Here is a 25,223-nt window from a genome sequence, read left to right as displayed (position 1 = left end):
ATGTGGCACCTGACCCTGCGCAGCGTCCTGGCCCACCGCGCCCGCCTCGCCCTCAGCCTGCTCGCCGTCGTGCTGGCGGTGACCTTCGTCTCCGGCAGCCTCGTGCTGACCGACACCTCGTCCCGGCTGCTCGACGACCGGTTCCGCACCGCGAGCGCCGGCGTGGACATCACCGTGCGGCCCGCGGCCGCCTTCGACTCCGCGATGGGCGTCGAGGTCGACCGCGACCCCCTCCCGGCGGCCGCCGTCGACCGGGTCCGTCGGGCGCCCGGCGTGGCCGGCGTCGTGCCGGTGGCCGACGGGCAGGGCCTGCTGGAGGTGGACGGTGAGGCGGTCGTCCCCACCGGCGGCTCCGTCCTGTCGTCCTACGCGCCCGAGCCGTACGGCGCCTTCACCGTGCGACAGGGCCGCGCCCCCGACGCGGACGGCGAGGTCGCCCTGGACCTGGCCACGGCGCGCGACGCCGGCGTCGAGGTCGGCGACACGGTGGCGGTCCAGGCCGGCGAGCGCACCCCGCTCGAGGTCGTGGGGCTGGTCGGCTTCGCCGACGCCGACGGCGTCCCCGGCACGACCGTCGCCCTGGTGGCCCTGCCCGAGGCGCAGCGCCTCCTCGGCCTGGGCGACCAGGTCACGGAGCTGCTGGTGACCACCGACCCCGACGCCCGCAGCGAGGACGTGCTCCGCGACCTGCGCACCGCCCTGGGCGATGGCTACGCGGTGGCCTCCGCCCAGGACACCGCCGCGGCCGGCGCCGCCGCCGCCAAGGACCAGCTCGGGTCGCTCGGCGCCGTGCTGACCGCCATGTCCGCCGCCGCGCTGCTGGTCGGTGCGCTGCTGATCGCCAACACCTTCGTCATCGTCACCAGTCAGCGCCGCCGCGAGATCGCCCTGCTGCGGGCCGCCGGCGCCACCGTGGGTCAGGTCGTGCGCGGGGTGCTGGGCGAGGCGGCGGTCGTCGGCCTGGTCGGCTCGGTGCTCGGCACCGGGCTCGGCGTGCTCGCCGCCGACGGGCTGCGCGCCGTCGCCGCGGCGTTCGGGGTCGAGCTGCCCGCGGGCCGGTCCGTCGTGTCCGGCTCCACCATCGCCGTGGCGGTCGGCGTCGGCCTGGTCGTGACCGTCCTCGCCGCGCTCGGGGCCGCGCGACGGGCGGCTCGCACCGAGCCGGTCGAGGCGCTGCAGGCCGCCGCCGACGTCGCCGTCGCTGTCGCTGTCGCCGCATCCGGCTCCCGCCGACGCCGCGCGGCCCGCGCCGTGCCGCTCGCGCTGGGTGTCGTCGGCATCGCGGCCGTCCTGGCCGGGGCGCCGGCGGTCGTCCTGGTTCCCGCCGCGCTCGCGCTCGTGGTCGGCGTCGTGCTGCAGGGGCCGGCCCTGACTCCCGCCCTGGCACGGGCCGTCGGCGCGCCGCTCGGGCGTGCCGGCATCCCGGGGCAGCTGGCGCGCGAGGCCGCCGCCCGGGCCCCGCGCCGCACGACCTCCACCGTGCTGGCCCTCGCCCTCGGCCTGGCCCTGATCGCCTTCGTGACGGTCGTCGCCACGTCACTCCAGCGAGGGATCGCCGGCACCTACCGCGAGACCGTGACCGCCGACGTCGTCGTGGAGAGCGCCCGTGGCGAGATGCTCGGCGGGCTGTCGCCCGACGTCGCCGAGCACGTCGCCGAGCTGCCGGAGGTCGCCACGGCGTCCCGCATCCGGTACGGGCACTGGCTCGACGCCGGGCAGACCAGCGCCCTGTCCGCCGTCGACCCGGCAACCCTGCGCGAGGTGGCCGACGTGCGGATGGTCGCGGGCTCGCTGGACGCTCTCGCCGGCGGCGGAGTCGTCGTCGCCGAGTCCGTCGCCGAGGAGCGTGGCCTGTCCGTCGGCGACACCGTCACGATGACGTTCTCCCGCACCGGTGACCGACCCCTCGAGGTGGTCGGGATCATCGACGCCGCGGACGCCCAGGCCCTGGCGACCAGCTGGTACGTCTCGCTGGACACCTACGCCCGGAGCTTCGCCGAGGACGTGGACGCCAGCGTCCTGGTCCGCGCCGCCGACGGCGTCGACCCCGATGCCGTCCGAGCGGCGGTCGAGCAGGTGCTGCTCGACCACCCCACCGCGGCGGTGCGCGACCTGGCCGAGGCCGCGGCGGCACGCGGCGACACGGTCCAGCAGGTCCTGGGCCTGGTCACGGTGCTGCTCGCGCTGACCGTGGTGATCGCGCTGCTGGGGATCACCAACACCCTCGCGCTGTCGGTCGTCGAACGCACCCGCGAGATCGGCCTGCTGCGCGCCGTGGGCGCCACCCGTCGGCAGGTCGGGTGGATGGTGCGCGCCGAGGCCGCGCTCGTGGCCGCCCTGGCCGCAGCGCTCGGCCTGGCCCTCGGCACCGGGCTGGGCGCCGCCACGGTCACCGCGCTCGGTCGCGACGCGCCGCTGGCCGTCGCCCTGCCCGTCGGGCGCCTGGCCACGGTCGTCCTCGTCGCCGTCGCCGCCGGCCTCGTCGCCGGCCTCGCGCCGGCACACCGAGCCGCCCGGATGGACCCGCTCACCGCCATCGCGACCCACTGACCGGTCGCACCACGGACGCCCCCACCGTGCCGCCGCGGCACGCGCATCCCGGTGATTTCACCGGCGCCGGCGCAGACCCCGCGGCGGCACGGTGGGTCTCACCGTCCCCCACTCCTGGAGGCCCCCATGAACCGGTCACCCGTCACCCACCCCGACTCCCCCGCACGCCCCGCAGCCGGGGCAGCGACCCTCCGGCGCGCGACCAGCACCGATGCCGCCGTCGTCCATCGGCTCGTCCTCGAGATCGCCGCCCACGAGGAGGACCTCGACCACGTGCACGTCACCCCCGAGCGGTGGGTCGAGCTCCTCCAGCGCGACGACGTGGTCGTCGTCCTGGCCGAGCGCGACGGTCAGGCCCTCGGCTACACCTCCGCCGTGCGCCGTCTGCACCTGTGGACCGGGGGCGACCTGCTGGCCGTCGACGACGTGTACGTGCGCCCCGGCGAACGCAGCGCGGGCCTCGGGCGGCGGCTGCTGACCGAGATGGCGCGGGTCGCCGCCGCCGACGACCTGACGGTCACCTGGGGCGTCGAGCCGGGCAACGTGCGGGCCCAGAAGTTCTACGCCGGGCTCGGCGCCACGCTGCGCGACAAGGTGGTCGCCGGCTGGGCGCCGGACGCCTACCGACAGCTGCTCGCCGCCGAGCCTGACGCCGGCGGGGTGACCGCGTGAGCGCCCCGGCCGGCCCGGCGACCGCTCCGGCGGCGGCGCCGACCGTGCACCACCGGGCCGCGCTCGCCCTGCTCGTCTCCGCCCAGTTCGTCGTCATGCTGGACACCTCGATCGTCAACGTGGCCCTGCCCTCGATCCAGGCGGACCTGGCGTTGAGCGCGACCGGCCTGACCTGGGTGGTCAACGCCTACGTGCTGGCCTTCGGCGGGCTGCTGCTCCTGGCCGGCCGCACGGCCGACCTGCTGGGCCGGCGCCGCGTCTTCGTCGCCGGGGCGGTCGTGTTCACGGTCGGCACCCTGGCCGCCGGCACCGCGGCCGGGTCGGCCGCACTGGTCCTCGGGCGCGTGGTGCAGGGCATCGGCGCCGCGGCCCTGAGCCCGGCCGCGATGTCGCTGCTGCTGGTGACGTTCCCGGGCGCTGCGCGGGCCCGCGCGATGAGCATGTGGGGCGCCGCCTCCACCGCCGGCGGCGCCACCGGCGTGGTGGCGGGCGGACTGCTCGCCGAGCACCTCGGCTGGTCCTCGGTGTTCTTCGTGACCGTGCCGATCACGGCCCTGGCAGCGGTCGCCGCGTCTCGCCTGCTCGACCCCGCGCCCGGGCGGTCCGGGCGCCGGTGGGACGGCCTGGGCGCGGCAGCGATCACCGGTGGGGTGGTGGCACTGGTGCATGCCGCGCTCGCCGTGCCGCAGCACGGCTGGCGCTCGCCCACCGCGGCCGTCGGGATGGGCGCCGCAGGAGCGCTGCTGGTGGTGTTCGTCGCCATCGAGCGGCGGGTGCGCGACCCGCTCGTGCCACTGGCCGTGTTCCGGTCGCGGCCGGTCTCGACGGGGGCCGTCCTCGCTGTCCTCGGCGGGGCGGCGAGGGCCTCGACGTTCGTGCTCGTCGCGCTGTACCTGCAGCAGGGCCTGCACCTCGCGCCTGGTGCAGCCGGGCTCGCCATGCTGCCGACGTCCCTGGCGGGCCTGGCCGTCTCGCTGAGCCTCCTGCCACGCGTCCTGCGCGCCCTGGGGCCCGAACGCAGCCTGGTGACGGGTCTCGTGGTGCTCGCCGCCGGCCACCTGTGGCTCGCCCGCACCCCCACCGCCGCGCTCTACGCCGTCGACGTCCTGCCCGGGCTGTTGCTCGTCGCGACCGGCGTGGCACTGAGCTTCACCCCGACCACGATGGTCCTCGCCGGCGGCCTGCCGAAGGAGCAGGCCGGGCTCGCCTCCGGGCTGTCGGGCGCCGGAACCCAGGTCGGGGCCGCCCTCGGCACCGCGGCGTTCACCGCCGTCGCCGCCGGCGCCACCTTCGCCGCCGGCGACGACGCGGCTCCGATCGGCATCGACGGCTTCGCCGCGGCATTCGCCAGCGCCGCGTGCGTCGCGCTCGTGACCGCGGCCGTGGGGCTGAGCCTGCTGGGCCGGCGCTCCCGAGCAAGCGACTGATCCTGCCGGTGAGCCGAGGGGGCCGCGATCCCGGTGATCTCGTCGGCGCGGCTCCTCCCGGGCCGGCGCGACGCTCGGAGACATGACGACACGGCCGGCGGCGACGCCGCCGGCTCCACCCCTGAAGGAGAAGGCGATGTCCACCCGTCTGCACCACCCACCGGCGACGCCCGGCACCGACCAGCACCACCACCGCGACGAAGCGCCCGTCCACGGCCACGGCGAGGCCCCCGACGACGTCCATGACGCCGATGCGCCGCGCCGGCCCTGGACCGTGCTGGCCCTGATGCTGGCGGCCCAGGTGATGGTGGTCCTCGACGTCAGCGTCGTGAACGTCGCCCTGCCGAGCATCGCGAACGAGCTGCACCTGAGCTCCGGCGACTACCAGTGGGCGGTCAGCGCCTACGTGCTGCTCAGCGGCGGCCTCCTGCTCCTCGGCGGCCGGATGGCGGACCTGTTCGACCGGCGCCGCATGTTCGTCATCGGCCTCGCGGTGTTCACCGTGGGGTCCCTGGCGTCCGGCCTCGCGGGGTCGGCAGCGGCTCTCATCCTGGCACGGGGCGCCCAGGGCGCCGGCGCCGCGCTCCTCACGCCGGCCGCGATGTCGATCGTGATGACCACCTACGCAGGCCGGCAGCGCGCCAAGGCGCTCGCCATGTGGGGCACGGTCGCGAGCATGGGCATCGCCGCCGGCGTGCTGTTCGGCGGCATCCTGACCACCGCGCTCGACTGGCGCGCCGTCTTCTTCGTCAACGTGCCCGTCGGCGCCGCCGTCCTGGCCGCCGTCATGCGCCGGGTGCCGCCCGTGCCTCGCGCGGGTGATGGCCCCCGCCGGCTCGACCTGTCCGGCGCCGCGATGCTGGTGAGCGGGCTGCTCGCGCTCGTCCTCGCGGTCGAGTCGACCTCCAGCCACGGCTGGACCGCGCCTCGGACGCTCATCGCCGCGTCGGCCGCACTCGTGCTGCTGGCCGGGTTCGTCGTCAACGAGCGCCGGGTCGCCGCCCCGATCGTCCCGCCCGCCACCTGGCGGATCCGGTCCCTCGTGTCGGCCTCCGTGATCATGGCCGGCATCACCGGCGCCGTGGTCGGCGCCATCTTCCTCAGCTCGCTGTACCTGCAGCACGTCCTGGGCTCCCCCGCCCTCGTCGCCGGCCTGCAGTTCCTGCCGCTGGCCGCGTTCATCACCGCGAGCGCCGCCATCGCTTCGAAGGCCCTGCCTCGTGCCGGCGCGAAGAGGCTCATCGGGATCGGGTTGGTCGTCGCCGCGGCCGGCGCGCTCGTGCTCGCCTCCGTCGGCTCCGACCCCAGCTACCTGGAGGACGTGCTGCCCGGCTTCGCGCTGCTCGGTCTGGGCGTCGGCCCGATGTTCGTCGCGATCTCGGTCGCCGCGATGAGCGACGTCCCGCGGGAGCACTCCGGAATGGCGTCAGGGTTGCTGATGACCGGTCACGAGATCGGCGCCGCCCTCGGCGTCGCCGCCCTGACCGCCGTCGCGGGCGACCTGACGACCTCTGCCGGGATCGTCGCCGGCAGCCAGGACGCCTTCATCACCGTCGCGATCGGCCTGGCTGCCCTGCTCCTGCCCGCGGCCGCCCTTCCCGCCCGCGACCCGGATGCGGTCCCGCAGGCGCACGCACATCCCCACGCGCACTGATCCGGCGGGCTCACCGCCCGGAAGGCGGGGCACCCGGCTCGCTCTCGCGGCCAGCCACGCCTGCACGTCCGACAGAGCGAACCTCAGGTGCCTCCCCACCCGCAGCGCCCGCGGGCCCTTGCCCTCGGTGCGCCAGCGGGAGATGGTCACCACCGGGACCCCGACGTACTCCGCCACCGTCTCGATGCTCAGCAGCGGCTCGAGGCCGGCGACGGTCGACTGCGGGTTCGGGGTACCGCTCGTGGGTGTGCTGCAGTCGTCCATGCCATCCAGGTGGACACGCCACGCCTGACTGACGCGCGACCTTGCGCGAGGCTGCGAACCGACACCTGCTGACCGCCGTATCGATCCCGGTCAGACCCGGTTCGAGGGGGGGGTCTTGGTTGGGTTTTCGTTGAGTGAGCCATCCCAGAAAGACCTCAGGCCTGGCGAGACACCGTCTCACCAGGCCTTCTGGTCGGGCTGACAGGATTTGAACCTGCGACCCCTTGGTGTCCTCAGGCACCCATCTGTCGCCTGCCGCCGACCGTGCATCGTCTGGCGGAATTGCGCTTCACCTGCGGATATGGAGTTCCCGGCGAGCCGGACGTTCAGCGTTGTCGAGTGCTGGTTCGCATCGATCGACGCTGGTTTTGGTGGCGTTTTGGTGGCATCCCGCTCCCCTGCCCGGACTCGCCACGGACAGCCGTTCACCTGCGCAACGGCTCCGTACCGACTCTAGACGGCGCGCGCGTGTCCCTCCAGCGCCGAGACTGACGACGCCGTCGGCGTCACTCCCTGGCCGGCACCGTCTCCCGCGACGTCTCGGGCGCGAGGACACGTGCCGCGGCGCTCGGCACCGCCACCCACACCTGCGCTCCCAGCCGCATCCCGGCCCGGACGTCGTGCAGCGGCACCTCCGCCAGCACGGGCGGGCGCCCACGCCCACGCGCGCGTGCGCTCGGAGGCCGTGGTCGGATGGTCGACCCTTGGGGCCACGCGCAGGTGAGCACCCGCCTCCGGCGTGGGCCCGAGCGCCGGCGTCCGGCTGGTAAGGAGTCCCAGACGAGCCGTCGGGCGAAGGACCGCATTCGCGGGACGTCGTGCGAGATGTCCCGGACGCGCGGGCGGGCAGACCCGCGCTGGTCCCCACGACGTCAAAGAGACGCTCTCCGACATGCCTCCGCTGGGCGAGCGTCTCGGGGAGATGGGCGCGCCACCGCACCTGGCGCGGACTTGGTTCGCTGAGCTTCTGCGCGACGGCTCTGCCTCGACCGTCGCCCGGCCAACGAGCCGTTCACACGGATCGGCGCCGACGCCCTACGGGCACTCATGCAGGGCGTCGCCCGGGCCGCGACGTCGAGGCGCGCGTTGGGCACGTCATGACGGACTCTCGGCGCTGGAGGTGCATCCCGACGTCGCCGACGGCTTCCGGGCCTTCGCCGCACCGGGCAGACACCCAGGGGCGCCTGGCCCCGACCGCGACGACTAGAAACCGGCGCGTTCAACGCTACCGACAGAGCCGGTACTCACGAGGGCGATGGTGAGGGCACGAGCCCTTCGTAGTGGTCGAGCGTGGCGTCCAGCACGGGGACGCGACGTGTCAGCTCTCCGTCGCGGTCGGAGACGATGCGCAGCTCGACCACCGCCCCCGGCGGCTCCGGCATGTCCGCCAGGCGGATCCGGTTGTCCTCGGGGCCGAGCAGCACGGTCTCGTCCTGAGCCACCTCGATCCGCTCCCCCGTCCTCCCCGGCAGCCCGATGGAGACCGTCGCGGGCCCCTGCCCGTGGTTGGCCACGGCACCCAGGACGGTGCCCGGCCGGCCTTCGCCGGCGGCCAGAACCATGAGGTTGGATAGCAGCAGACCGCCGAGCTCGGCGCGCAGCCCGTCGGACGACGCCTGCGTCGCGACCTCGTTCGCCCGACTGCACCCACCGACCAGCAACGCCGTCACCGCGACGAGGGCCGCGACGACCGCTCCGCCGGGGGCCGAGGGCGCACCGGCCCGTGGCCGGTACGTGCGCGACATGGAAGGCTCCTTACACCGGTCGTTCTGTGAGGTGGCCGGCCGGCGACGGCCGGCGTGGCCCTTCTACCCAAACGGCGCGCGCGTCTGGCCGCAACCGCGCCAGGACGCCGCTACGGATCGAGACGCACACTGACAGCGGCGGACCCTGCGCGTGGGCCCCGGAGGCGTCCCCGAGCGCGGTCAACCGCCTCTGGGGCGAGCCCGTCGCCCCAGCTCGGCTGCCGCCGAGTTGTCGCCAGCCGGGTGCGGCCGGGCGTCACCCCCGAGGGCCGAGCGCATGCTCGCCCACCTCGGGTCACGATGTGATGACCGAAGTTCGAAGATCTGGCGCGAAGCGCGCATGGCGTGTTGTGTGGACGAGAGGCCTCCGTCACAGCGTCGTGATGGAGGCTCACTTCCGCTCCCTGCGAGGGCGTCGCGCGCACCCGAGGACGTCGTACCACGCGACGTCCTCGCACCTGTCCGGCCGGAACGGCGGGCATCGACAGCGCCTCGCAGATCGACGAGAGTGGTGGGTATGGCCGATCGCGGCAGCGACCAGCGCCTCGTCGAGCAGGTCCTTCGCATCAGCGCGAGGGCACAGCACCCACTGGACCTGTTGCGGCAGGTCGCGGCTGTGATACGCCCGCGGATTCCCTACGACGCGGCGGGCTGGCTCTTGGTCGACCCGGACACGTTCTTGCTGACAGCAGTGCACGCCGAGAACGTCACTCGCGAACAGCAGCTCGCTCTGATCGAGTGCGAGCTCACCGAGGACGATGTCAACACGTTTGCAGATCTGGCTCGGCGTGGTGATCAGGCTGCTTCGCTGAGTTCGGCGACGGGCGGAGACCTGTACCGCAGCGCACGGTACCGCCGGGTGTACGCGCCACACGGCTTCGGTGACGAGCTGCGGGCCGTCTTCCGCTCGGCCGGGACGCCGTGGGGACACGCATGTCTCACCCGACGGGCGAGCGAGCCCTTCTTCACGCGCGGTGAGGTCGAGTTGTTCGCCCTGCTGTGCCCCTATGTCGGCGACGGGCTGCGGAGGTGCTTGGACCCCCTGCAAGACGGCGCGCCTGGCATGCATCGGGCGCAGGCGGCAAGCGCCCTGGTCGTGCTGGCTGACGACGGCTCGGTCGTGTCGATGAGCCCGCGGGCTGCGGAGGTCCTCGGTCTCGTGGACGGCGACCAGCCCGACACGGCGATCGTGCTCCACGAGGTCGCTCAGCAGGCCCGGTCGCTGGCGTCCGCCGATCGGAGCGGCCCGCTCGCGCACGCACGCACCCGGGCACGCGATGGCGGTTGGGTCGTGGTGCGCGGCGCACGGCTCGAAGGCGTGGCTGGCGGGCCTGGCCGCAACGCGGTGATGATCGAGCCCGCGCGACGTTCCGAGATCGCGCCGCTCCTGCTGCGGTTGCGCCGGCTGACGGCGCGTGAGCGCGAAGTGGCTCAGCTGCTGCTTGCGGGCCTGTCGACTAGAGAGATCTCCGCCAGATTGTGGATCGCTCCCGAGACGCTGCGCGGCCACATCAAGGTCATCTTCGCCAAGCTCGACGTCAGCAGCCGGCCAGAGCTTGCCGCCCTGCTTCTCGAGGATCTCCCCGCCGTCCAAGGCGGCGCGGCGCGCAGCCAGCGTTAGGCGGCATGCCGACGCCCCGGGCGGAGCGGGCTAGCCCGCAGAGCCGACCGTCAGAGCCGGCTGCCGTCCGGCGATATCGCGGGCGACGCGTTTGGCCATCTTCCCCACGAGCCCGGTGAGCCCCGGCCGATAGACGTATCCCACGAAGCGGAGGCCAGGACGAAGCTCGGCGCCCGCCCCGTCCCACGGCATGCCGTCGGCATCGAGCACCCCGAGCTGGCCGACGAGCCGGTCCAAACCCGGGGTGAAGCCCGTGGCGAGCAGCACCGCGTCGACGGGCAACCGGGTGCCGTCGCTCAGCACGGCTGCCCTCGACTGCAGGGCGGTCACGGCGGGCACCACCGAGATCGCCCCTTCTCGGATTGCGTCCAGCACTTCCCCGTCGACGATGGCCGTGCCCGCACCGCGCCGCTTGAGCCCGGCGATCACCCCCTCCGCCGGGGCAGGAAGGCCGTAGGGCGCGAGGTCGCCTATGACGACGCGCTGCAACCGCCGCAGTGCCGCGTCCACCAGAGCCGTAGGAAGGTGAAGAAACAGCGGCACGGGAAGGTCACCCGGCAGGCCGCCCATCACCCGCAGCAAGACGTTCGGCGGAGTCCGGACCGAGAGGTAGACGGCACCTGCGCCAGCCTGGGCCAGCTCCCAAGCCATCTCCATTCCGGTCGACCCGGCACCGACGACCACGACGTCTCTGCCCTCGAACGGCACGGCGTTCCGATACTCGACACTGTGCATGACGGGGATGCCACGGTCGGCGCCGCGGGCCCAGCTGGGAATGACCGGATCCCTGTAGATACCTGTCGCGACGACGACGTGGCGGGCGAGCCGTCGGCCTGTGACGGTGTCCACGACCCACCCGCCACCGTGCCCTGGTTCCAGGCCGACGACCTCGCACCCCAGCTCCACCTGGACCCCGCGGTCCTGCGCGTAAGCCTTCAGGTAGCCGACGTACTGATCACGCGAGGGAAACTGCCCGAACGATCGCGGGAACGGTGCGCCAGGCAGGGCCGAGTGCAGCCGGCTCGTGTTGAACCGCAATCCGTCGTGTCGGGTCGCCCACGCCGCCGCGATGGTCTCGCCCTTCTCGAGCACCACCACCGACACACCCAGCGCGCCAAGCTCCGCTGCACACGCGAGACCCGCCGGCCCGCTGCCGATGACCACCACGTCCTGCCCGGCCCAGTCGACCGGCTCGATGTACTCCATGACGGCTCCTCGGATCGGCCCCCTCACGGAAGCCTTCTCCGCGGGCAGGCCGAGCACCACCCCCCACCTGGGGTGTCCCGCAGCCCCACTCGATGCGGCCGAGCGGCGTCTGGGCGACGGTGAGAGCCGTCGCCCAGAGAAGGAGTCCTCCGTGCCCCGCACCACGCGCCCCCCGCACCGCCTGCAGACCCACCGGCCCGCGGCCTCCCGCACGGAGCGCACCGGACCATCGCTGTGGGTCTGGCCCGCGGTCGCCGGCCTGGCCGCCGTGGCCGCCGGGCTGCTGCTCACCGAGCTCGCTCCGGCCCGTGGCAGCGGCGCGGCCCGCACGCTGTGGCCCGGCGACGTCGCCGCCGCGGCCGCACTGCTGCAGACCGTCGCCACCGCCGCGATGGCGACCCTGACCATGGCCTTCTCCGTCACCGTCGTGGCCCTGCAGCTGGCTTCCCAGCAGTTCTCCCCCCGGCTGCTGCGCGACTTCCTGCGCGACCGCACGATCAAGTGCGTGCTGGCCGTACTGGTCGCGACCATCAGCCTCGCGTTCACCGTGCTGCGCCGCCTCGACGCGGACGCCGAACCGCCCGCGAGCGCGCTGTTCCTCGTGCTGCTCCTGGCCGCGGCCAGCGTCGCCGCGATCGTCGTCTTCATCGCCCACATCACCCGGCTGCTGCGGGTCGACACGATGATGACGATGGTGCACGACGAGGCGCAGCGGGCGATCGCCATCTTCTACCCCGACCGCGACGACCCGCGGCCCCAGGACCCCGACGGTCGCGTCCCGGCCGGCCCCGGCACGACGGTCCCGGCCACCCGGGGTGGCTTCGTGCGCTCGATCGACGTCGCCACGCTGGTCGCCACGACGCGCCAGGCCGACGTCCTGGTGCACGTCGAGGCGCGCCCGGGCGACCACCTCGCCTCCGGAACCCCGCTCCTGACGGTCTGGGGAGCCGACCGGGGCGACGCCGCCGGAGTCGACCCGGACCTGCTCGCGGCACTGGCCGGCACGGTCGACATCGGCCACGAGCGCACCATCGAGCAGGACGCGGGTTTCGGCTTCCGCCAGCTCGCGGACATCGCCGTCAAGGCGCTCTCCCCGGGCATCAACGACCCCGTCACCGCCGCCCACGCCGTCGGCCACATGGCCGAGCTCCTGGTCGCCCTGACCCACTGCCGCCTCGGGCCGACCCTGCACGTCGACGACGCAGGGACCGGGCGCGCCGTCGTGCCCGACCGCGACTTCCGGTACTACCTCGACATCGCGTGCGGACAGGTACGCCGCTACGGCCGCCGGGAGCCGACCGTGCTGATCGCCCTGCTGCAGCTGTGCCGGGACGTCGCGGTCGTCATGACCGTGACGTTAGGCAACCAGCCTGCCCGCCAGGCGAGCGCTTCCTGGGAACTGGCAGGACGCCGCTCGGATCGCGAGTCGGCACGGAGTCGGCCGATGTAGCGGCCGGGCGGCGGCCCGAACCTTCCCTGGGATCAACCGGGGTAGGCGACCTCGACGTGGTGGTCGCCGTGCCCAACCGTCGACGCCGGGTGGCCCGGGATGTCGATCGTCGCGGAGGTCCCGACCGGGACCGTCACGTCAACAGTCAGCGTCTCGTCAGCCACGTGCCAGCTCACCGACGCCCGGCCGTAGGGCGTCACGTGACTGGCGGCGGCGGAGGTGATGCCCGGGCCGGGGCGCGGCGCGACCAGGAACTGCCGGTAGCCCGGCGCGGCCGGGGCGAGTCCGGCGACGGAACGGTGCAGCCAGTCCGCCACCGCGCCGAGCGCGTAGTGGTTGAAGGAGGTCATGTTGCCGGGGTTCACGGTGCCGTCCGGCAGGAGGGAGTCCCAGCGCTCCCAGGTCGTCGTGGCACCGGAGACCACCTGGTAGAGCCACGACGGGCACTCGGTCTGCAGCAGCAGGCGGTAGGCCTCGTCGACGTGCCCGCCGGACGTCAGCGCCGGCGCCACCGCGGGCGTGCCGGCGAACCCGGTCGCGATGCGTCCCTCCGCCTTGTCCACGAGCTGGGCGAGCCGGGAGGCCGCGACCGCGCGCTCGTCACCCTCGAGCAGCCCGAGCTCCAGCGCGAGCGCGTACGCCGTCTGGGCGTCGTCGGCCATCAGGCCGCCCTCGCGGACCCACCGACGGCGGAAGCCGGCGCGCAGCCGCTCCGCGGCCGCGGCGTACCGCGCGGCGTCGTCGTGGTGACCGAGCAGCGTGGCGACCTCGCCGGCGAGCCGGGCCGACTGCGCCGCGTACGCGGTCGCCACGAGGTAGCGGTCGGTGCGCGCCTGGCCGGGGTCCTCCGGGGGCGCGGCAGGATCCAGCCAGTCGCCGAGCTGCAGGCCGGTGTCCCACACGTCGTCCGGCCCGACGAGCCCGAGCACCTGGTCGACCCAGGTGCGGATCGAGCCGTACTGGCGCGCCAGGACGTCGACGTCGCCGGTGTGCTGGTAGAGCACCCACGGCACGATGACGGCGGCGTCGCCCCACAGGGCGATCGGGTGCGCGTCCGCCCAGAAGCCCAGCGGGACGTACGGGACGTAGTAGGGGACGGTGCCGACCCGCTCCTGCTCGAGCGCGAGGTCGGCGAGCCAACCGGTCAGCATCCCGGTGCAGTCGGCCAGGAAGGCCGCGGTGGGCGCGAACGCCGCGATGTCACCGGTCCAGCCGAGCCGCTCGTCCCGTTGCGGGCAGTCGGTGGGCAGGTCGACGAAGTTGGAGCGCATGCTCCAGACGACGTTCTCGTGCAGCTTGTTGACGAGCGGGTCGGAGCAGGTGAACCAACCGATCCGCTCCAGGTCGCTGTGGTAGACCCGGGCGACCACGTCGTCGGCCTCGAGCGGCCCGTCCCACCCGCTGACCTCCGCGTAGCGGAAACCGTGCAGCGTGAACCGCGGCTCCCACGTCTGGTCGCCGGCGGCACAGACGTAGGTGTCCTCCGAGGCGGCCTCCCGCAGCGGGCGGCGGCACAGCCGCCCGTCCTGTAGGACCTCCGCGTGCCGGACGGTGACCCGCGTCCCGGCGGCCGCGCCGCGCAGCGTGAGCCGCAGGCGTCCTGACGCGTTCTGCCCGAAGTCGAGAAGCCACGTCCCGTCGGGCAGGAGCTCGCGGGCGATCGGCGCGAGCTCCTCGGTGCAGCGCACCGGCGGGCCCTCGGGCGCGACGAGGACCGAGGCGTCGATCGGCTCGGCGGCCACGGCGGACCATGCGTCGTCGTCGAAGCCCGCGGCGGACCAGCCGGGTGGGACGAGCGTCGCGTCGAACGTCTCCCCCTCGTACAGGCCGCTCTCCAGGATCGGGCTCGGCGCGGCGGCCCACCGGTCGTCGGAGACGATGGTCGTGACGCGTCCGTCGTCGGTGACGACCTCGAGCTGGGCGATGAGACCGAGCTCGGTGCCGTAGACGTCGACCGCGCCGCCGTCGAATCCCACCTTGCCACGCCACCAGCCGTCACCGAGCCAGACGCCGATCGCGTTCGGGCCGGGCGCCACGTCGGCGGTCACGTCGTACGTGGCGTACCGCAGCCGCTTGGGGTACACGGTCCACCCCGGCGTGAGCGCGTCGTCGCCGACCCGGGACCCGTTCAGCTCCGCCTCCGCGAGGCCGTGCGCGGAGAGGTACAGGCGCGCCTGGATGACGGCGCCTTCGATCTCGAACGTCCGTCGGAGCAGCGGGGGCCGGCGCAGGCCGGAGGGCCGGGTCTCGAACGCCGGCGGGCGTGCGATCGATGCCGACCAGTCGTCGGGGTGCAGCAGGCCGGCCTCGACGACGAGCGGCTCGCTCCAGTCGCTGGCGCCCTGGTCGCCCACGACGCGGACCTGGACCTCCGCCCGTTCGCGGGAGCGGAGCGCAGGGAACGGCCACGGGACGAACAGCTGACCCTCGCCCTCGACGCGCGCCTGGGCGACGTGCGCCTCGGACGCCGGCAGGCGACGCGCGACCCGCACCTCGTAGGCGGTCTGCGTCCACCCGGGCGGGGCGTCGGGAACCACCCAGGACAGCCGCGGGGTGGGCGTGCCGACGCCGAGGGCGTCACCGACGGGGAGATGCTCCACCCGCAGCCGTTGCGGCGCGGCGACGGCAGGTACGTGGTTCATGGCGTGGTCCCTCTCGTGGACGGCATCGTCCGAAAGCGATGGGTGGCGAACTGGTCCTGCGGCCGCGGGGCCGTCGTCGGCGTGTGCACGGCGCGGCTGCCGCGCTACGGGGACGACGCCCGCACGGCGACCTGCAGATCGACGGGGAGCGACGGCAGCTCGACCGGTCTCCCGGAAGCGGCGGCCTCCACCGTGTCGGCCATCGCGTTCACGAAGGCCGAGAAGTCGGCGCCGACGGACGTCAGGGCCGGTACCGACCGCTCCGCCGCCGGTGTGTCGTCCGCGCCGATGACGGCGAGGTCCGTGGGGACGGAGAGCCCCGCGTCGCTCGCGCCCGCGAGCACCGCCAGCGCCACGTCGTCGTTGTAGGCGCAGACCAGGACGTCCGGACCGTGCGAATCGTGCAACCGCCGTGCCTGTTCCGCCCAGTCCGCGCGCCCGCGTCCGAGCACGACGGAGTCGGCGACGGCAATCCCGTGCCGCCGCGCCCAGGACCCCAGCGCGTCGTGGCGCAGCGCGGACATCGTCGCGAGCGCAGGCTCTGGCGGAGCAACGTAGACGACCCGCGAGTACCCACGCGAGCGGGCGTGGTGCGCCTGCGCGCGTGCCGCTGCCGCGATGTGCGCGTCGCGGCCGGGAAACGCGGGGAGCACCGGCACGCGGAAGGACGCGCGCCAGCCGGTGAAGTCGGGGTCGTCCGGCGTCGCCGAGGTCAGGACGACCGCCGGCGAGAGGTGGCTCGCCGGGCTGAGCCCTTCAGGATGACCGGTGAGCTGGACGAGACCGAGCTCCCGGGCTTCGAGCTCACGGGCGAGCCCCTCGACGATCAAGGAGCCCAGCACGCCGTGCGCGAAGCTCGGCGGCGCGACGACGAGCACGAAGCGGGCGCTCGCACCACGGAGCAGGCGCGCGGCCGCGGACGGCACGTACCCGAGCCGCTCCGCCGCCTCCTGCACCCGCCGAGCCGTCTCCGGCCGCACACGGCCGGCGACGTCGCCGTTGAGGACGTTGCTCACGGTCCCCCGCGAGACTCCGGCCAGCCTGGCGACGTCCGCGGAGGTCGGCCGGGGTCGCAGCGTCATGACCGGCTCCATTCCGCGCCGGCGGGCAGGCGGCGCCTCGCGCGCGGGGCGTGGGCGCCGGTTCCCGCCGTCGTGGTCCTCCGCGCTCGCGCGGCGTTCACCCCTTCACCGACCCCGCGGTGAGGCCGCGCATGATCCGCTGGTTCAGCACCATGTACAGCGCGAGCGTGCCGAACACGTTGATGCAGATCGCGGCGAAGGTGGGCCCGTAGTCGACCGCTCCGTACATGCCGGTGAAGTTGAGCAGGCCGACCTGGATCGTCTGCAGGCTCGAGCTGTTGGTGAACGTCAGCGCGATCAGCAGGTCGTTCCAGATGAAGAAGAACTGGACCAGCGCGACGGTGAAGATGGCGTTGCGCACCATCGGGAACCCGATCGACCAGAAGGACCGCAGGATCGAGGCCCCGTCGAGCGTGGACGCCTCGAAGATCTCCCGCGGGATGGCGCGGAAGAACGTGGCCATCATGAACACCGTCAGCGGCAGCCCGATGGCGGTGTACGTGATGATCAGCGGCAGGAGCGTGCCGGTCAGGTGCAGCCGGAAGTAGATGGTGAACAGCGGCAGCAGGATCATCTGGCCGGGGACCATGATCCCGGCCAGGAACAGCAGCAGCGTGGCCGCGCGACCGCGGAACACCATCACCTCGAGGGCGAAGCCCGCCGCCACGCCCAGGATGACGATCAGCCCGAGCGCGGGAAAGACCGCGACGATGCTGTTGCGGATGTATGTCCCCAGCCCGCCGGCCGTCCACGCGGCGGAGTAGTTGTCGAGGCTCCAGCTGGACGGCAGGGACCAGAACGGCTCGTTGAGGAACTCGTCCTGCGTCTTGAACGACCCCAGCGTGAGCCACACCAGCGGGTACATCACGATCACGAGCAGCAGCGCCACGACGACGTTGCTGACGAGGCCGCGCCCGGCCCGCCGGGTCCGGCGGGCGCGGGGGCGGTCGGCGAGGCCCGAAGGGGTCCCGGCCCGGGTGTCCGTCGCGAGGGAGGTCACGATCAGCTCACCTCACTTCGTCAGGTCTCGGCGGGAGGAACGGAAGATGAAGACGGTCACGACCAGGCACAGCAGGGTCAACATCGTCGCGATGGTGCTGCCGTACCCGTAGTCGCCGTACGTGAAGGACGTCTGGAACATGTACAGCGTCAGCGGCGTGGTCGAGCTGCCGGGGCCGCCGTTCGTCAGGGCGACCACCGAGTCGAACACCTTCAACGTGCCGTTGATGCTGAAGATCAGCGACGACAGCAGGACCGGCGCCGACAGCGGCAGGACGATGTGCCGCGTCAGGCGCCAGCCCTTGGCTCCGTCGACCCGGGCGCTCTCGATCACTTCCTCGGGGATGTCGACGACCCCCGCGAACAGCAGCACCGCGTAGAAGCCCATCGAGCGCCACACGTCCATGAGGATGATGACCCAGAACGAGGCGCTCGGGTCCCCGAACCAGTCGATGGGCGCCACTCCGAACCAGCCGAGCACGGAGTTGACCGGCCCGACGGTCGGCGCGGCCTCGAAGAGCTTGCGGAACAGCAGCGAGACGGCGACGGTCGGCAGGATGACCGGGAAGAAGGTCATCGTGCGCACGAAGGACGACGCGCGGCGCAGCCAGAAGACGTACATCAGCGCGAGCAGGTAGCCGAGCGCGACCTGCAGCACCGTCAGGACGATCGCGTAGCGCACCGTGTACGACACGGCCTGCCAGGCGGCGGGGTCCTGGAAGAAGGTCCGGAAGTTGTCCAGGCCGACGTAGGCAAAGCCCGTGACGACGCTGCCGTCGTACACCGTGTAGATGAGCGACCACACGATCGGCACGAGCATGACGAGCGAATAGACGGTCAGCGCCGGGCCGAGCAGGATCGCGATCGCTCGGCGGTCCCCCAGAACGCTTCTCATTGCGGTACTCCCCCTCGGGCGAGGACGTGCCCGGGGGGCGCGACGGGTGTCGCCGCACCCCCCGGTGCCGCCGGTTCTCAGCTGGCGTTGGCGGACTGCACGAGCTCCATGAACTGCTTGCCGTCGATCTGACCGCTGATCAGCGGGATGGCGTTGTTCTGGCTGACCGTGGTGCCCTTGGCGGTGAACAGCGCCTCGAACCACAGCACGCTGGTCTCCGCGTCGGCCATCGTCTCCTGGACGCTCTGCGTCAGGGCTGGGAGATCGGCCGGCGGGTTGTCGATCGTGAAGCCGGAGACCACGCCCTCGTTCTCCAGGACGGTGCCGCCGTAGTTCTTCGCGATGCAGGCGACCCAGTCGGCGTTCGTCGTGCCGAAGTCCTTGGCGCCGAACGCGATCGGGACACCGACGTTCGCGGGAACCTGGTCGATGCTGCCCGCGCCGCCGGTGACGTTCGGGAAGGGCATGAAGCCGATGTTGTCGGCGCCGATCTTGTTCTGCGCCGGGTCGTTGAAGTTGCCCAGCGCCCAGCTGCCCATGTAGAGCATGGCGGCCTCACCGGTGAGGAACTGGTTCATCGCGCCGTTGTAGTCGATGGAGCTCGGCGCCGGGCCGTAGGCCTGGAGCTCGCCCAGCTCGGCGACGGCGTCGGCCGCCTTGACGTACTCCGGGTCCGTGAGCTCCGCCTGACCGTCGGCCACCTTCTGCAGGGCGTCGGGGCCCAGGTCGCGGAAGATGTAGCCGCCGATGAGGCGCGTGATGTTCCACCCGTTGTCCTTGCCCGGGGTGGTGAGCGGCTGGACGCCGGCGGCGTCCAGCCGCTTCACGGCGTCGATGAAGCCGTCCCAGGTGTCCGGGACCTCGATGCCGTTGTCGGCGAAGATCTGCTTGTTGTACCAGATGCCCTCGATGTTGAACTCGGTGGGCAGGGCGTAGAAACCGCCGTAGAGGGCCTCGACCGTCGACCTCGCCGCAGGCAGAACACTTTCCGCGGCGCCGGCCTCCTCGAGGACCGGACCGAGGTCCTCCAGCTGGCCGGCCTCGATGAACTGCTTGTTCAGGGCGGGGGTCCCGGCCGCCATCAGCACCTGGGGCAGGGCGTCCTGGCCGGCCAGAAGCTGGAGCTTCTGGTCGAAGCTCGCTCCCGGAGCGGTCTGGTGGCTGTACGGGGCGGCGTCGTTCTCGGCGCTGCAGGCACCGGTGGAGAGCGCCGTGAGCGTCGCGTCGATGGTCGTGTTCTCGGTCTGGCCGAGGAACTCGAACTTCGACGAGCCCGGCGCGCTCCCGCCCCCGGTCGAGCCACCCGAGGCGGTGTCGCCGGACGACGAGCTGCTGGAGCAGGCGCTCAGCGTGAGGCTGGCCGCGGCGGCGACAGCGATCACCGACAGCGCGTAACGGCTGTGACGAGTTGTCCTGTCCACACTTCCTCCTTGAAGTGGCCGTTCCTATTGGAACGTTTCATCCGGATGCTAGATAGCCCTCGTCGCTGCGTCAATCGGTTGGTGCGGCCGTCTTGATAACGGTCGGGACACGGTTATGAGGACCTGCTAGTTCACCCAGAGCACGCGGTTGCGGTGCCTGTGTCGAGAGGCTTCCACCAACGATTGACACGTGTCAAGAACATCTGTCAATCTCCGTTCACCACCACGGAGAGGACGGGACGATGGCGACCCAGCCCCAAGACCGCATCACGCCGGGACAGCCCTGGCTCGACACGAAGGGGGACCGGATCCATGCCCACGGCGGCTCGGTCATCGCCGTCGACGGCAGGTTCTACTGGTACGGCGAGAACAAGGAGAGGTCGACGCCTGGCAGCGGCATCTGGCACTGGGGTGTGCGCTGCTACTCCTCGACCGACCTGTACAACTGGACCGACGAGGGCCTGATCATCCCGCCGGAGCTCGATGACGTCGCCTCACCGCTCCACCCGTCGCGCGGCATGGATCGGCCGCACATCATCCGCAACCCGCGCACAGGCCAGTTCGTCTGCTGGATTAAGGTCATGGGCGCCGGCACCACGCAGCTCTCGACCGTGCTGGTGGCCGACTCGATCCTCGGCCCGTACCGCACGGTGCACGCCGACTTCCGCCCCCTGGGGATGAACGCCGGCGACTTCGACCTCGCCGTCGAGCCGACCGACGGCAAGGCGTACTACGTCTTCGAGCGGGTCCACTCCGAGCTCGTCGTCGCGGACCTCACCGACGACTACACCGACGTCACCGGCTACTACTCGACGCACTTCCCCCAGCCGCACCCGCCGTTCGTCCGCGAGGCCCCGGCGTACTTCCGCCGCGGCGGCCTGCACTACCTGATCACCTCCGGGACCACGGGCTACTACCCGAACCCGTCCCAGGTGGCGGTCGCACGGTCGTACCACGGGCCGTGGAGCGTGCTGGGCGACCCCCACCCGGCGGACGAGTCACGGACGTCGTTCCACTGCCAGATCAGCTCGGTCTTCCAGCACCCGGCGAAGAAGGACCTGTACATCGCCATCGGCGACCGGTGGCTCCCCCACTTCACCGAGGACAGCGCGCGGGCACTCGCGCTCTTCGAGCACCACTTCTCCCCCGCAGGCCCCGGGCCCGAGGCGGTCATGGAGGAGCTGGCACCCGTCGACACGTCCCTGGCCGACTACGTGTGGCTTCCGATCCGGTTCGACGGCGAGATGGCGTACATCGACTGGCACGACGAGTGGCGCATCGAGGACTTCGGCTGACCGCCGACTCACGGTCGGGCGAGCGCCTCCACGGCGCTCTCCCCCACCCGGTGCAGGTCCGCCGCGCGGGCGCCGAGGCGTTCCCCCGCGCCCCTCACCGGCCGCTACGCTCACCTGAACGGTCGGAGCAAAGGAGCTGTGCGTCGTGACGAACGATCCGTCGAGCCGAGTCTCGGCCAAGCCGCGCCCGAGCGTCGGCGACGTCGCGACGCTCGCCGGCGTCTCGCTCGGCACGGTGTCCAACGTGCTCAACCACCCGGACAAGGTGGCGGCCGCGACGCGCACGCGCGTCGAGCGGGCGATGGCGATGCTCGGCTACGTGCCGAACACGATGGCACGCTCGCTCCGGTCGGGCACGACCCGCACGATCGGCCTGATCGTCTCGGATCTGAGCAACTCGTTCTTCGTCGACATCGCACGCGGCGCCGAGACTGGCGCGGAGCACGGCGGGCTGACGCTGATGCTCGCCAACTCCGACGCCCGGGTCGAGCGCGAGTCGAACTACCTCATGATGTTCGCCCAGGCCCGAGTCACGGGCGTGCTCATGACACTGAACGACGCGGCGCACTTCGCCGCAGTCGATCGGACGGCACCGGCGGGGATGCCGCTCGTCTTCCTCAACTTCGGCGCGCCCGCCTCGCAGTACTGCAGCGTCGACGTGGACAACGTGCTCGGCGGCCACCTCGCGACGAAGCACCTCATCGAGTCCGGTCGCCGGCGCCTCGTGTTCGTCGGCGGGCCGGCAGAGCTCCAGCCCATCGTCGACCGACACAAGGGTTTCCACGAGGCCGTCAGCGAACACCCCGATGTGACGGCAGAGGTTGTGACCCCTGAGTGGATCAACCGCGCCGACGGCTGGACCGTCGGCGGTCACCTCGCTGGACGTATCGCCGCCGGCGCGATCGACGGCATCTTTGCTTCCACCGATCTGCTCGCCGCAGGGATCGTCCAGGCCCTCTCGGCGTCCTCCGACATTCGTGTCCCCGAGGATGTCGCCATCATCGGGTACGACAACAACCAGGCCGCCTGGGACAGCTCGATCCCGATCTCGACGATCGCCCAACCGGGCGAGGAGGTTGGGCGCCTCGGCGCGATGCTGCTCCAGGAGGAGGCCGCACACGACGCCACGCACAGGCACAACGCAATCGTTCTGCCGCCACGACTCGTCACGCGTCAGAGCTCGGTCGCCCGACCGGCTTGATCAAGGCTGCCCGCGACTAGACCTACGCCCAGACCGGGCCGAGCCGGTGCCGACTCGAGGAACCGAACACTGGCTTGGCAATCAGCCCGTGAGGCGTCGCCATCGGCCCGCCGGCGCCTGGCGCGGGAGCCGATATTGCCGCGCCGTCCGCACGTGGCGTGCGTCGGTGGCGTCGGGCGGGAACGCAACAGCGCACCCGCCCGACACCACGACGCGTCAGCGTCCGAACAGGCGGGCCAGGAAGCCACCCGCGCGCGGGGCGTCGGCGTGTCCGGCACACCACTGGGTTGCGGGGACGCTGCGGCGGACGTCGGCGACGTGCTGGCCGCACCCGGACCAGGTCGTCTTGCCGCACTGCTTGCAGGTGACGGCGTAGCACATGGGGCGTTCCTCCAGGGTGGTTCGATCGATGCTTCAGGGGTCAGGCGAGGGTGAGGAAGAGCTTCTCGAGCTCTTCGGTCGTCAGACCGTCCTCGGTGCGCGCGGTGGTCTCCGGGTCGGCGAGGCAGTCCTTCATGGCGGTCGCGATCACGGCGAAGCCGGCCCGGTCCAGGGCGCTGGACACCGCGGCAAGCTGTGTCACGACGTCGCGGCAGGAACCGCCGTTCTCGACCGCATCGATGACGGCGTTGAGCTGTCCGCGCGCCCGGCGCAGACGGTTGAGGATGCGCCGCTGGGCGTCGGCGTCGCTGGTGACCATGGGGATTCTCCTGTCAGTGCGGGTCATGGGATGTCGGCGGACGAGGCGTGCAGACCGCGGCACCGGGCAGGCACGCACCGGTGACCGCGCCGGTCGCGGCCGCGAGGGCGAAGAGGCCCGCCAGGACCGCGACGGCCGATTGGTCCAGCGCGGACGCCGCGAACACGCCCGCGACGACTGCGACGACGGCCGCGGTCACGCGGTATGCCAGCCCTCCGGCACAGGCGCCGCGGGCCTGCCTCTCAGGCATCCGTCGCCCCCGCCGTGGTCAGGGCCGCGTCGGCCCCGTCGCCCAGCGTCGCGCGCAGGGTCAGCATGCCGCCGGAGAGCGACGCCGAGTCGAACCCGGCCTGCGCCAGGACGCGGTGCGCGATCGCGGAGCGCACGCCGGATGCGCACAGCACCCGCACGGGACGCCCGGCGGCCGCCTCGCGCACCTCGTCCAGACGCTCGCGCAGCTCGGTGTGCGGGACGTTGAGGGCGCCGGGACGGTGGTCGGCGGTGAACTCCTCGCGGGTCCGGGCGTCCAGGACCAGCACGGAGTCACCGAGCTTTTCGAGGTCCTGGGCGTACCAGAGCCGCAGGGTCCCGTCGAGCACGTTGGCGCCGACCATGCCGGCGAGGTTGACTGGGTCCTTGGCCTGGCCGTAGGGCGGGGAGTAGGCCAGGTCCAGGTCGATGAGGTCGGTGACCGCCATCCTGGCGCGCATCGCCGTGGCCAGCACGTCGATGCGCTTGTCGACACCGTCGGCGCCCACGGCCTGAGCCCCGAGCAGGAGCCCGTCTTCGGCACCGACGTGCAGGACGAGGTGGACCTGGCTGGCCCCGGGGAAGTAGCCGGCGTGCTGGTTCGGGTGCAGGTGCAACGTGCGGTAGGCGACGCCGGCGGCATCCAGCGCGGCGCGGTTGGCGCCCGTCATCGCGGCGGTGACGTCACCGACGCGCACGATCGCGGTGCCGACGGGGGCGGGGATCGGCCGCGCGAGCTCCGGCCGCAGGATGTCGTCGGCGACCAGTCGCCCGGCGCGGTTGGCCGGGCCGGCCAGGGGCACGGGCCGGCGCACGCCGGTGACGGCGTCGGCCTGGGTGACCGCGTCTCCGACCGCCCACACCCCGGGCGCCGAGGTGCGGCCGTGCTCGTCGACCACGATGGCGCCACGCTCGCAGGCGATGCCGGCGGCCTCGAACACCTCGGTGTCCGGCCGGACGCCGGCCGAGAGCACCACTACGTCGGCGGCGAGGCGGGTGCCGTCGGCCAGGACGACGACATCGTGATCCGCCTCGTGCTCGATGGCCTCGGCGGCGGTCCCGGCGCGCACCGCGACCCCCAGCCGGCGCAGCTCCTGGGTAGCCAGATGCGCGAGCTCGGCCTCCAGCGGCGGCAGCACGTGCGGTCCGAGCTCGACGAGAGTGACGTCCATCCCCGCGAGGGCGAGGGCCTCGGCGGCCTCCACGCCGATGAACCCGGCGCCCAGCACGACCGCGCGGCGCCACCCGGCCTCGACGCCCGCGCGCAGGGCGACGGCGTCGGTGACCGTGCGCAGCGTGCGCACCCGCGGCGAGTCCAGCCCTGGCACAGGCGGGCGGACGGCACGGGCGCCCGGTGACAGCACGAGCGCGTCGTACCCCACCTCGGACTCCCCCGCCTCGGTGCGAACGGTCAGCACCCGGCGGTCGACATCCACCGCCGTCACCTCGTGACCGGTGCGCACGTCCAGGGCGAGGGACGCGCGCAGGGACCTGGGTGTCTGCACCAGCAGCCTGTCGGCCTCGGCGATCTCGCCACCCACGTGGTACGGCAGGCCGCAGTTGGCGAACGACACGTGCTCGCCCCGCTCCAGCACCACGATCTCCGCCGCCTCGTCCAGCCGCCGGGCGCGCGCGGCGGCGCTCATCCCGCCGGCCACGCCACCCACCACGACGATCCTCATCGGGACACCTCCGACTGCTGCGCCTCGATCCGGGCGTGCACGTCTGCCATGTCGAGCCCCTGCACGGCTGAGACCACCTGCTCGAGCTGCGATGCACTCAACGCTCCGGGCCGGGAGTAGACGACCACGCCCTCACGGAACGCCACGAGGGTGGGGATCGACGTGATGCGGAACGCGACCGCCAGGTCCTGCTGCGCCTCGGTGTCCACCTTGCCGAAGGCGATCTCCGGGTGATCCACGGCGGCCTGCTCGAAGACCGGCGCGAACGCGCGGCACGGGCCGCACCACGCGGCCCAGAAGTCGAGCAGGACGATGTCGTTCGCGGCGACGGTCTCCTGCAGGGTCTCGAGGGTCATCTCTGAGGTAGCCATGCCTTCACCATATACCCCGGGGGGTATGGCGGTGACGTGAGGTGGGCCACGTTCAACAGGAGCGATGGCCACAGCCGCGGCTGCCCGACTCGTCGAA

The 25,223-nt window shown here is 72.8% G+C and carries 19 protein-coding genes and 2 pseudogenes; 8 read left to right on the top strand and 13 right to left on the bottom strand.

The window, feature by feature from the left end:
* The 4 genes from U5M74_RS00335 to U5M74_RS00320 all read left to right on the top strand — a co-directional run bounded on the left by U5M74_RS00335 (position 1) and on the right by U5M74_RS00320 (position 6,303).
* Positions 1-2,550: an FtsX-like permease family protein gene (locus tag U5M74_RS00335; protein WP_410905066.1), complete on the top strand. Its 2,550-nt coding sequence runs from the start codon at positions 1-3 to the stop codon at positions 2,548-2,550.
* Between the two features lie 126 nt (positions 2,551-2,676).
* Positions 2,677-3,222 (top strand): GNAT family N-acetyltransferase, encoded by a 546-nt coding sequence (locus U5M74_RS00330; protein WP_410905065.1) that lies wholly within the window; start codon positions 2,677-2,679, stop codon positions 3,220-3,222.
* Complete coding sequence (locus U5M74_RS00325) at positions 3,219-4,649, top strand: MFS transporter (RefSeq protein WP_410905063.1); 1,431 nt, start codon at positions 3,219-3,221, stop codon at positions 4,647-4,649. The genes U5M74_RS00330 and U5M74_RS00325 overlap by 4 nt, the downstream gene beginning before the upstream one ends.
* A 136-nt stretch (positions 4,650-4,785) precedes the next feature.
* Positions 4,786-6,303: an MFS transporter gene (locus U5M74_RS00320; protein ID WP_410905061.1), complete on the top strand. Its 1,518-nt coding sequence runs from the start codon at positions 4,786-4,788 to the stop codon at positions 6,301-6,303.
* 54 nt (positions 6,304-6,357) lie between these two features.
* On the opposite strand, the pseudogene U5M74_RS00315 reads toward U5M74_RS00320, so the two are convergent.
* A pseudogene (locus U5M74_RS00315) lies at positions 6,358-6,567 on the bottom strand (helix-turn-helix transcriptional regulator); the annotation flags it as partial.
* 1,244 nt (positions 6,568-7,811) lie between these two features.
* Positions 7,812-8,312 (bottom strand): hypothetical protein, encoded by a 501-nt coding sequence (locus U5M74_RS00310; RefSeq protein WP_410905059.1) that lies wholly within the window; start codon positions 8,310-8,312, stop codon positions 7,812-7,814.
* Positions 8,313-8,829: 517 nt separating this feature from the next.
* Between U5M74_RS00310 and U5M74_RS00305 the strand changes: the two genes are divergently transcribed.
* Entirely contained in the window at positions 8,830-9,933 is a 1,104-nt protein-coding gene (locus U5M74_RS00305) for a helix-turn-helix transcriptional regulator (RefSeq protein WP_410905057.1), read from the top strand.
* 30 nt (positions 9,934-9,963) lie between these two features.
* Here U5M74_RS00305 and U5M74_RS00300 read toward each other — a convergent pair whose 3' ends face one another.
* A complete protein-coding gene (locus U5M74_RS00300) occupies positions 9,964-11,139 on the bottom strand; it encodes a flavin-containing monooxygenase (RefSeq protein WP_410905055.1) in 1,176 nt (391 codons plus the stop codon).
* 151 nt (positions 11,140-11,290) lie between these two features.
* Between U5M74_RS00300 and U5M74_RS00295 the strand changes: the two genes are divergently transcribed.
* The gene (locus U5M74_RS00295) at positions 11,291-12,589 is read left to right on the top strand and encodes a DUF2254 domain-containing protein (protein ID WP_410905053.1); all 1,299 of its coding nucleotides are present in this window, start codon (positions 11,291-11,293) and stop codon (positions 12,587-12,589) included.
* Between the two features lie 32 nt (positions 12,590-12,621).
* Here U5M74_RS00295 and U5M74_RS00290 read toward each other — a convergent pair whose 3' ends face one another.
* From U5M74_RS00290 to U5M74_RS00265, 6 genes and pseudogenes are all read right to left on the bottom strand, one after another.
* Complete coding sequence (locus U5M74_RS00290) at positions 12,622-15,231, bottom strand: glycoside hydrolase family 78 protein (RefSeq protein WP_410905052.1); 2,610 nt, start codon at positions 15,229-15,231, stop codon at positions 12,622-12,624.
* Positions 15,232-15,335: 104 nt separating this feature from the next.
* On the bottom strand, positions 15,336-16,109 hold the full coding sequence (locus tag U5M74_RS00285; protein ID WP_410905757.1) for a substrate-binding domain-containing protein: 774 nt from the start codon (positions 16,107-16,109) through the stop codon (positions 15,336-15,338).
* A 51-nt stretch (positions 16,110-16,160) separates the two neighbouring features.
* Positions 16,161-16,313 (bottom strand): annotated as a pseudogene (locus tag U5M74_RS00280) (LacI family DNA-binding transcriptional regulator); the annotation flags it as partial.
* A gap of 97 nt (positions 16,314-16,410) precedes the next feature.
* Complete coding sequence (locus U5M74_RS00275) at positions 16,411-17,313, bottom strand: carbohydrate ABC transporter permease (protein WP_410905050.1); 903 nt, start codon at positions 17,311-17,313, stop codon at positions 16,411-16,413.
* Positions 17,314-17,325: 12 nt separating this feature from the next.
* Positions 17,326-18,207, bottom strand: a complete 882-nt coding sequence (locus U5M74_RS00270) for a carbohydrate ABC transporter permease (RefSeq protein ID WP_410905048.1) — start codon at positions 18,205-18,207, stop codon at positions 17,326-17,328.
* A gap of 77 nt (positions 18,208-18,284) precedes the next feature.
* Entirely contained in the window at positions 18,285-19,589 is a 1,305-nt protein-coding gene (locus U5M74_RS00265) for an ABC transporter substrate-binding protein (RefSeq protein WP_410905046.1), read from the bottom strand.
* Positions 19,590-19,870: 281 nt separating this feature from the next.
* Here U5M74_RS00265 and U5M74_RS00260 point away from each other — a divergent pair, with 281 nt between their 5' ends.
* Together U5M74_RS00260 and U5M74_RS00255 are read left to right on the top strand one after the other, a co-directional pair.
* The gene (locus tag U5M74_RS00260) at positions 19,871-20,923 is read left to right on the top strand and encodes a family 43 glycosylhydrolase (protein WP_410905044.1); all 1,053 of its coding nucleotides are present in this window, start codon (positions 19,871-19,873) and stop codon (positions 20,921-20,923) included.
* Between the two features lie 145 nt (positions 20,924-21,068).
* On the top strand, positions 21,069-22,124 hold the full coding sequence (locus U5M74_RS00255) for a LacI family DNA-binding transcriptional regulator (protein WP_410905042.1): 1,056 nt from the start codon (positions 21,069-21,071) through the stop codon (positions 22,122-22,124).
* Between the two features lie 421 nt (positions 22,125-22,545).
* Here U5M74_RS00255 and U5M74_RS00250 read toward each other — a convergent pair whose 3' ends face one another.
* From U5M74_RS00250 to trxA, 4 genes are read right to left on the bottom strand one after another with little or no spacing between them, the layout of a single operon-like run.
* Entirely contained in the window at positions 22,546-22,824 is a 279-nt protein-coding gene (locus U5M74_RS00250; protein ID WP_410905040.1) for a metal-sensitive transcriptional regulator, read from the bottom strand.
* A 13-nt stretch (positions 22,825-22,837) separates the two neighbouring features.
* Positions 22,838-23,023, bottom strand: coding sequence for a hypothetical protein (locus tag U5M74_RS00245; RefSeq protein WP_410905038.1), 186 nt, complete (start codon positions 23,021-23,023; stop codon positions 22,838-22,840).
* Positions 23,024-23,066: 43 nt separating this feature from the next.
* Positions 23,067-24,755: an FAD-dependent oxidoreductase gene (locus tag U5M74_RS00240; RefSeq protein ID WP_410905036.1), complete on the bottom strand. Its 1,689-nt coding sequence runs from the start codon at positions 24,753-24,755 to the stop codon at positions 23,067-23,069.
* Entirely contained in the window at positions 24,752-25,126 is a 375-nt protein-coding gene (gene trxA, locus U5M74_RS00235) for a thioredoxin (RefSeq protein ID WP_410905034.1), read from the bottom strand. The genes U5M74_RS00240 and trxA overlap by 4 nt, the downstream gene beginning before the upstream one ends.
* Positions 25,127-25,223: the final 97 nt, after the last annotated feature.

It is taken from the genome of Puerhibacterium sp. TATVAM-FAB25 (assembly GCF_046535855.1).
Lineage (GTDB): Bacteria > Actinomycetota > Actinomycetes > Actinomycetales > Cellulomonadaceae > Puerhibacterium > Puerhibacterium variabilis_A.
Note: the sequence above shows the minus strand (reverse complement) of the source record. Positions and strands in the feature narration are given on the sequence as shown.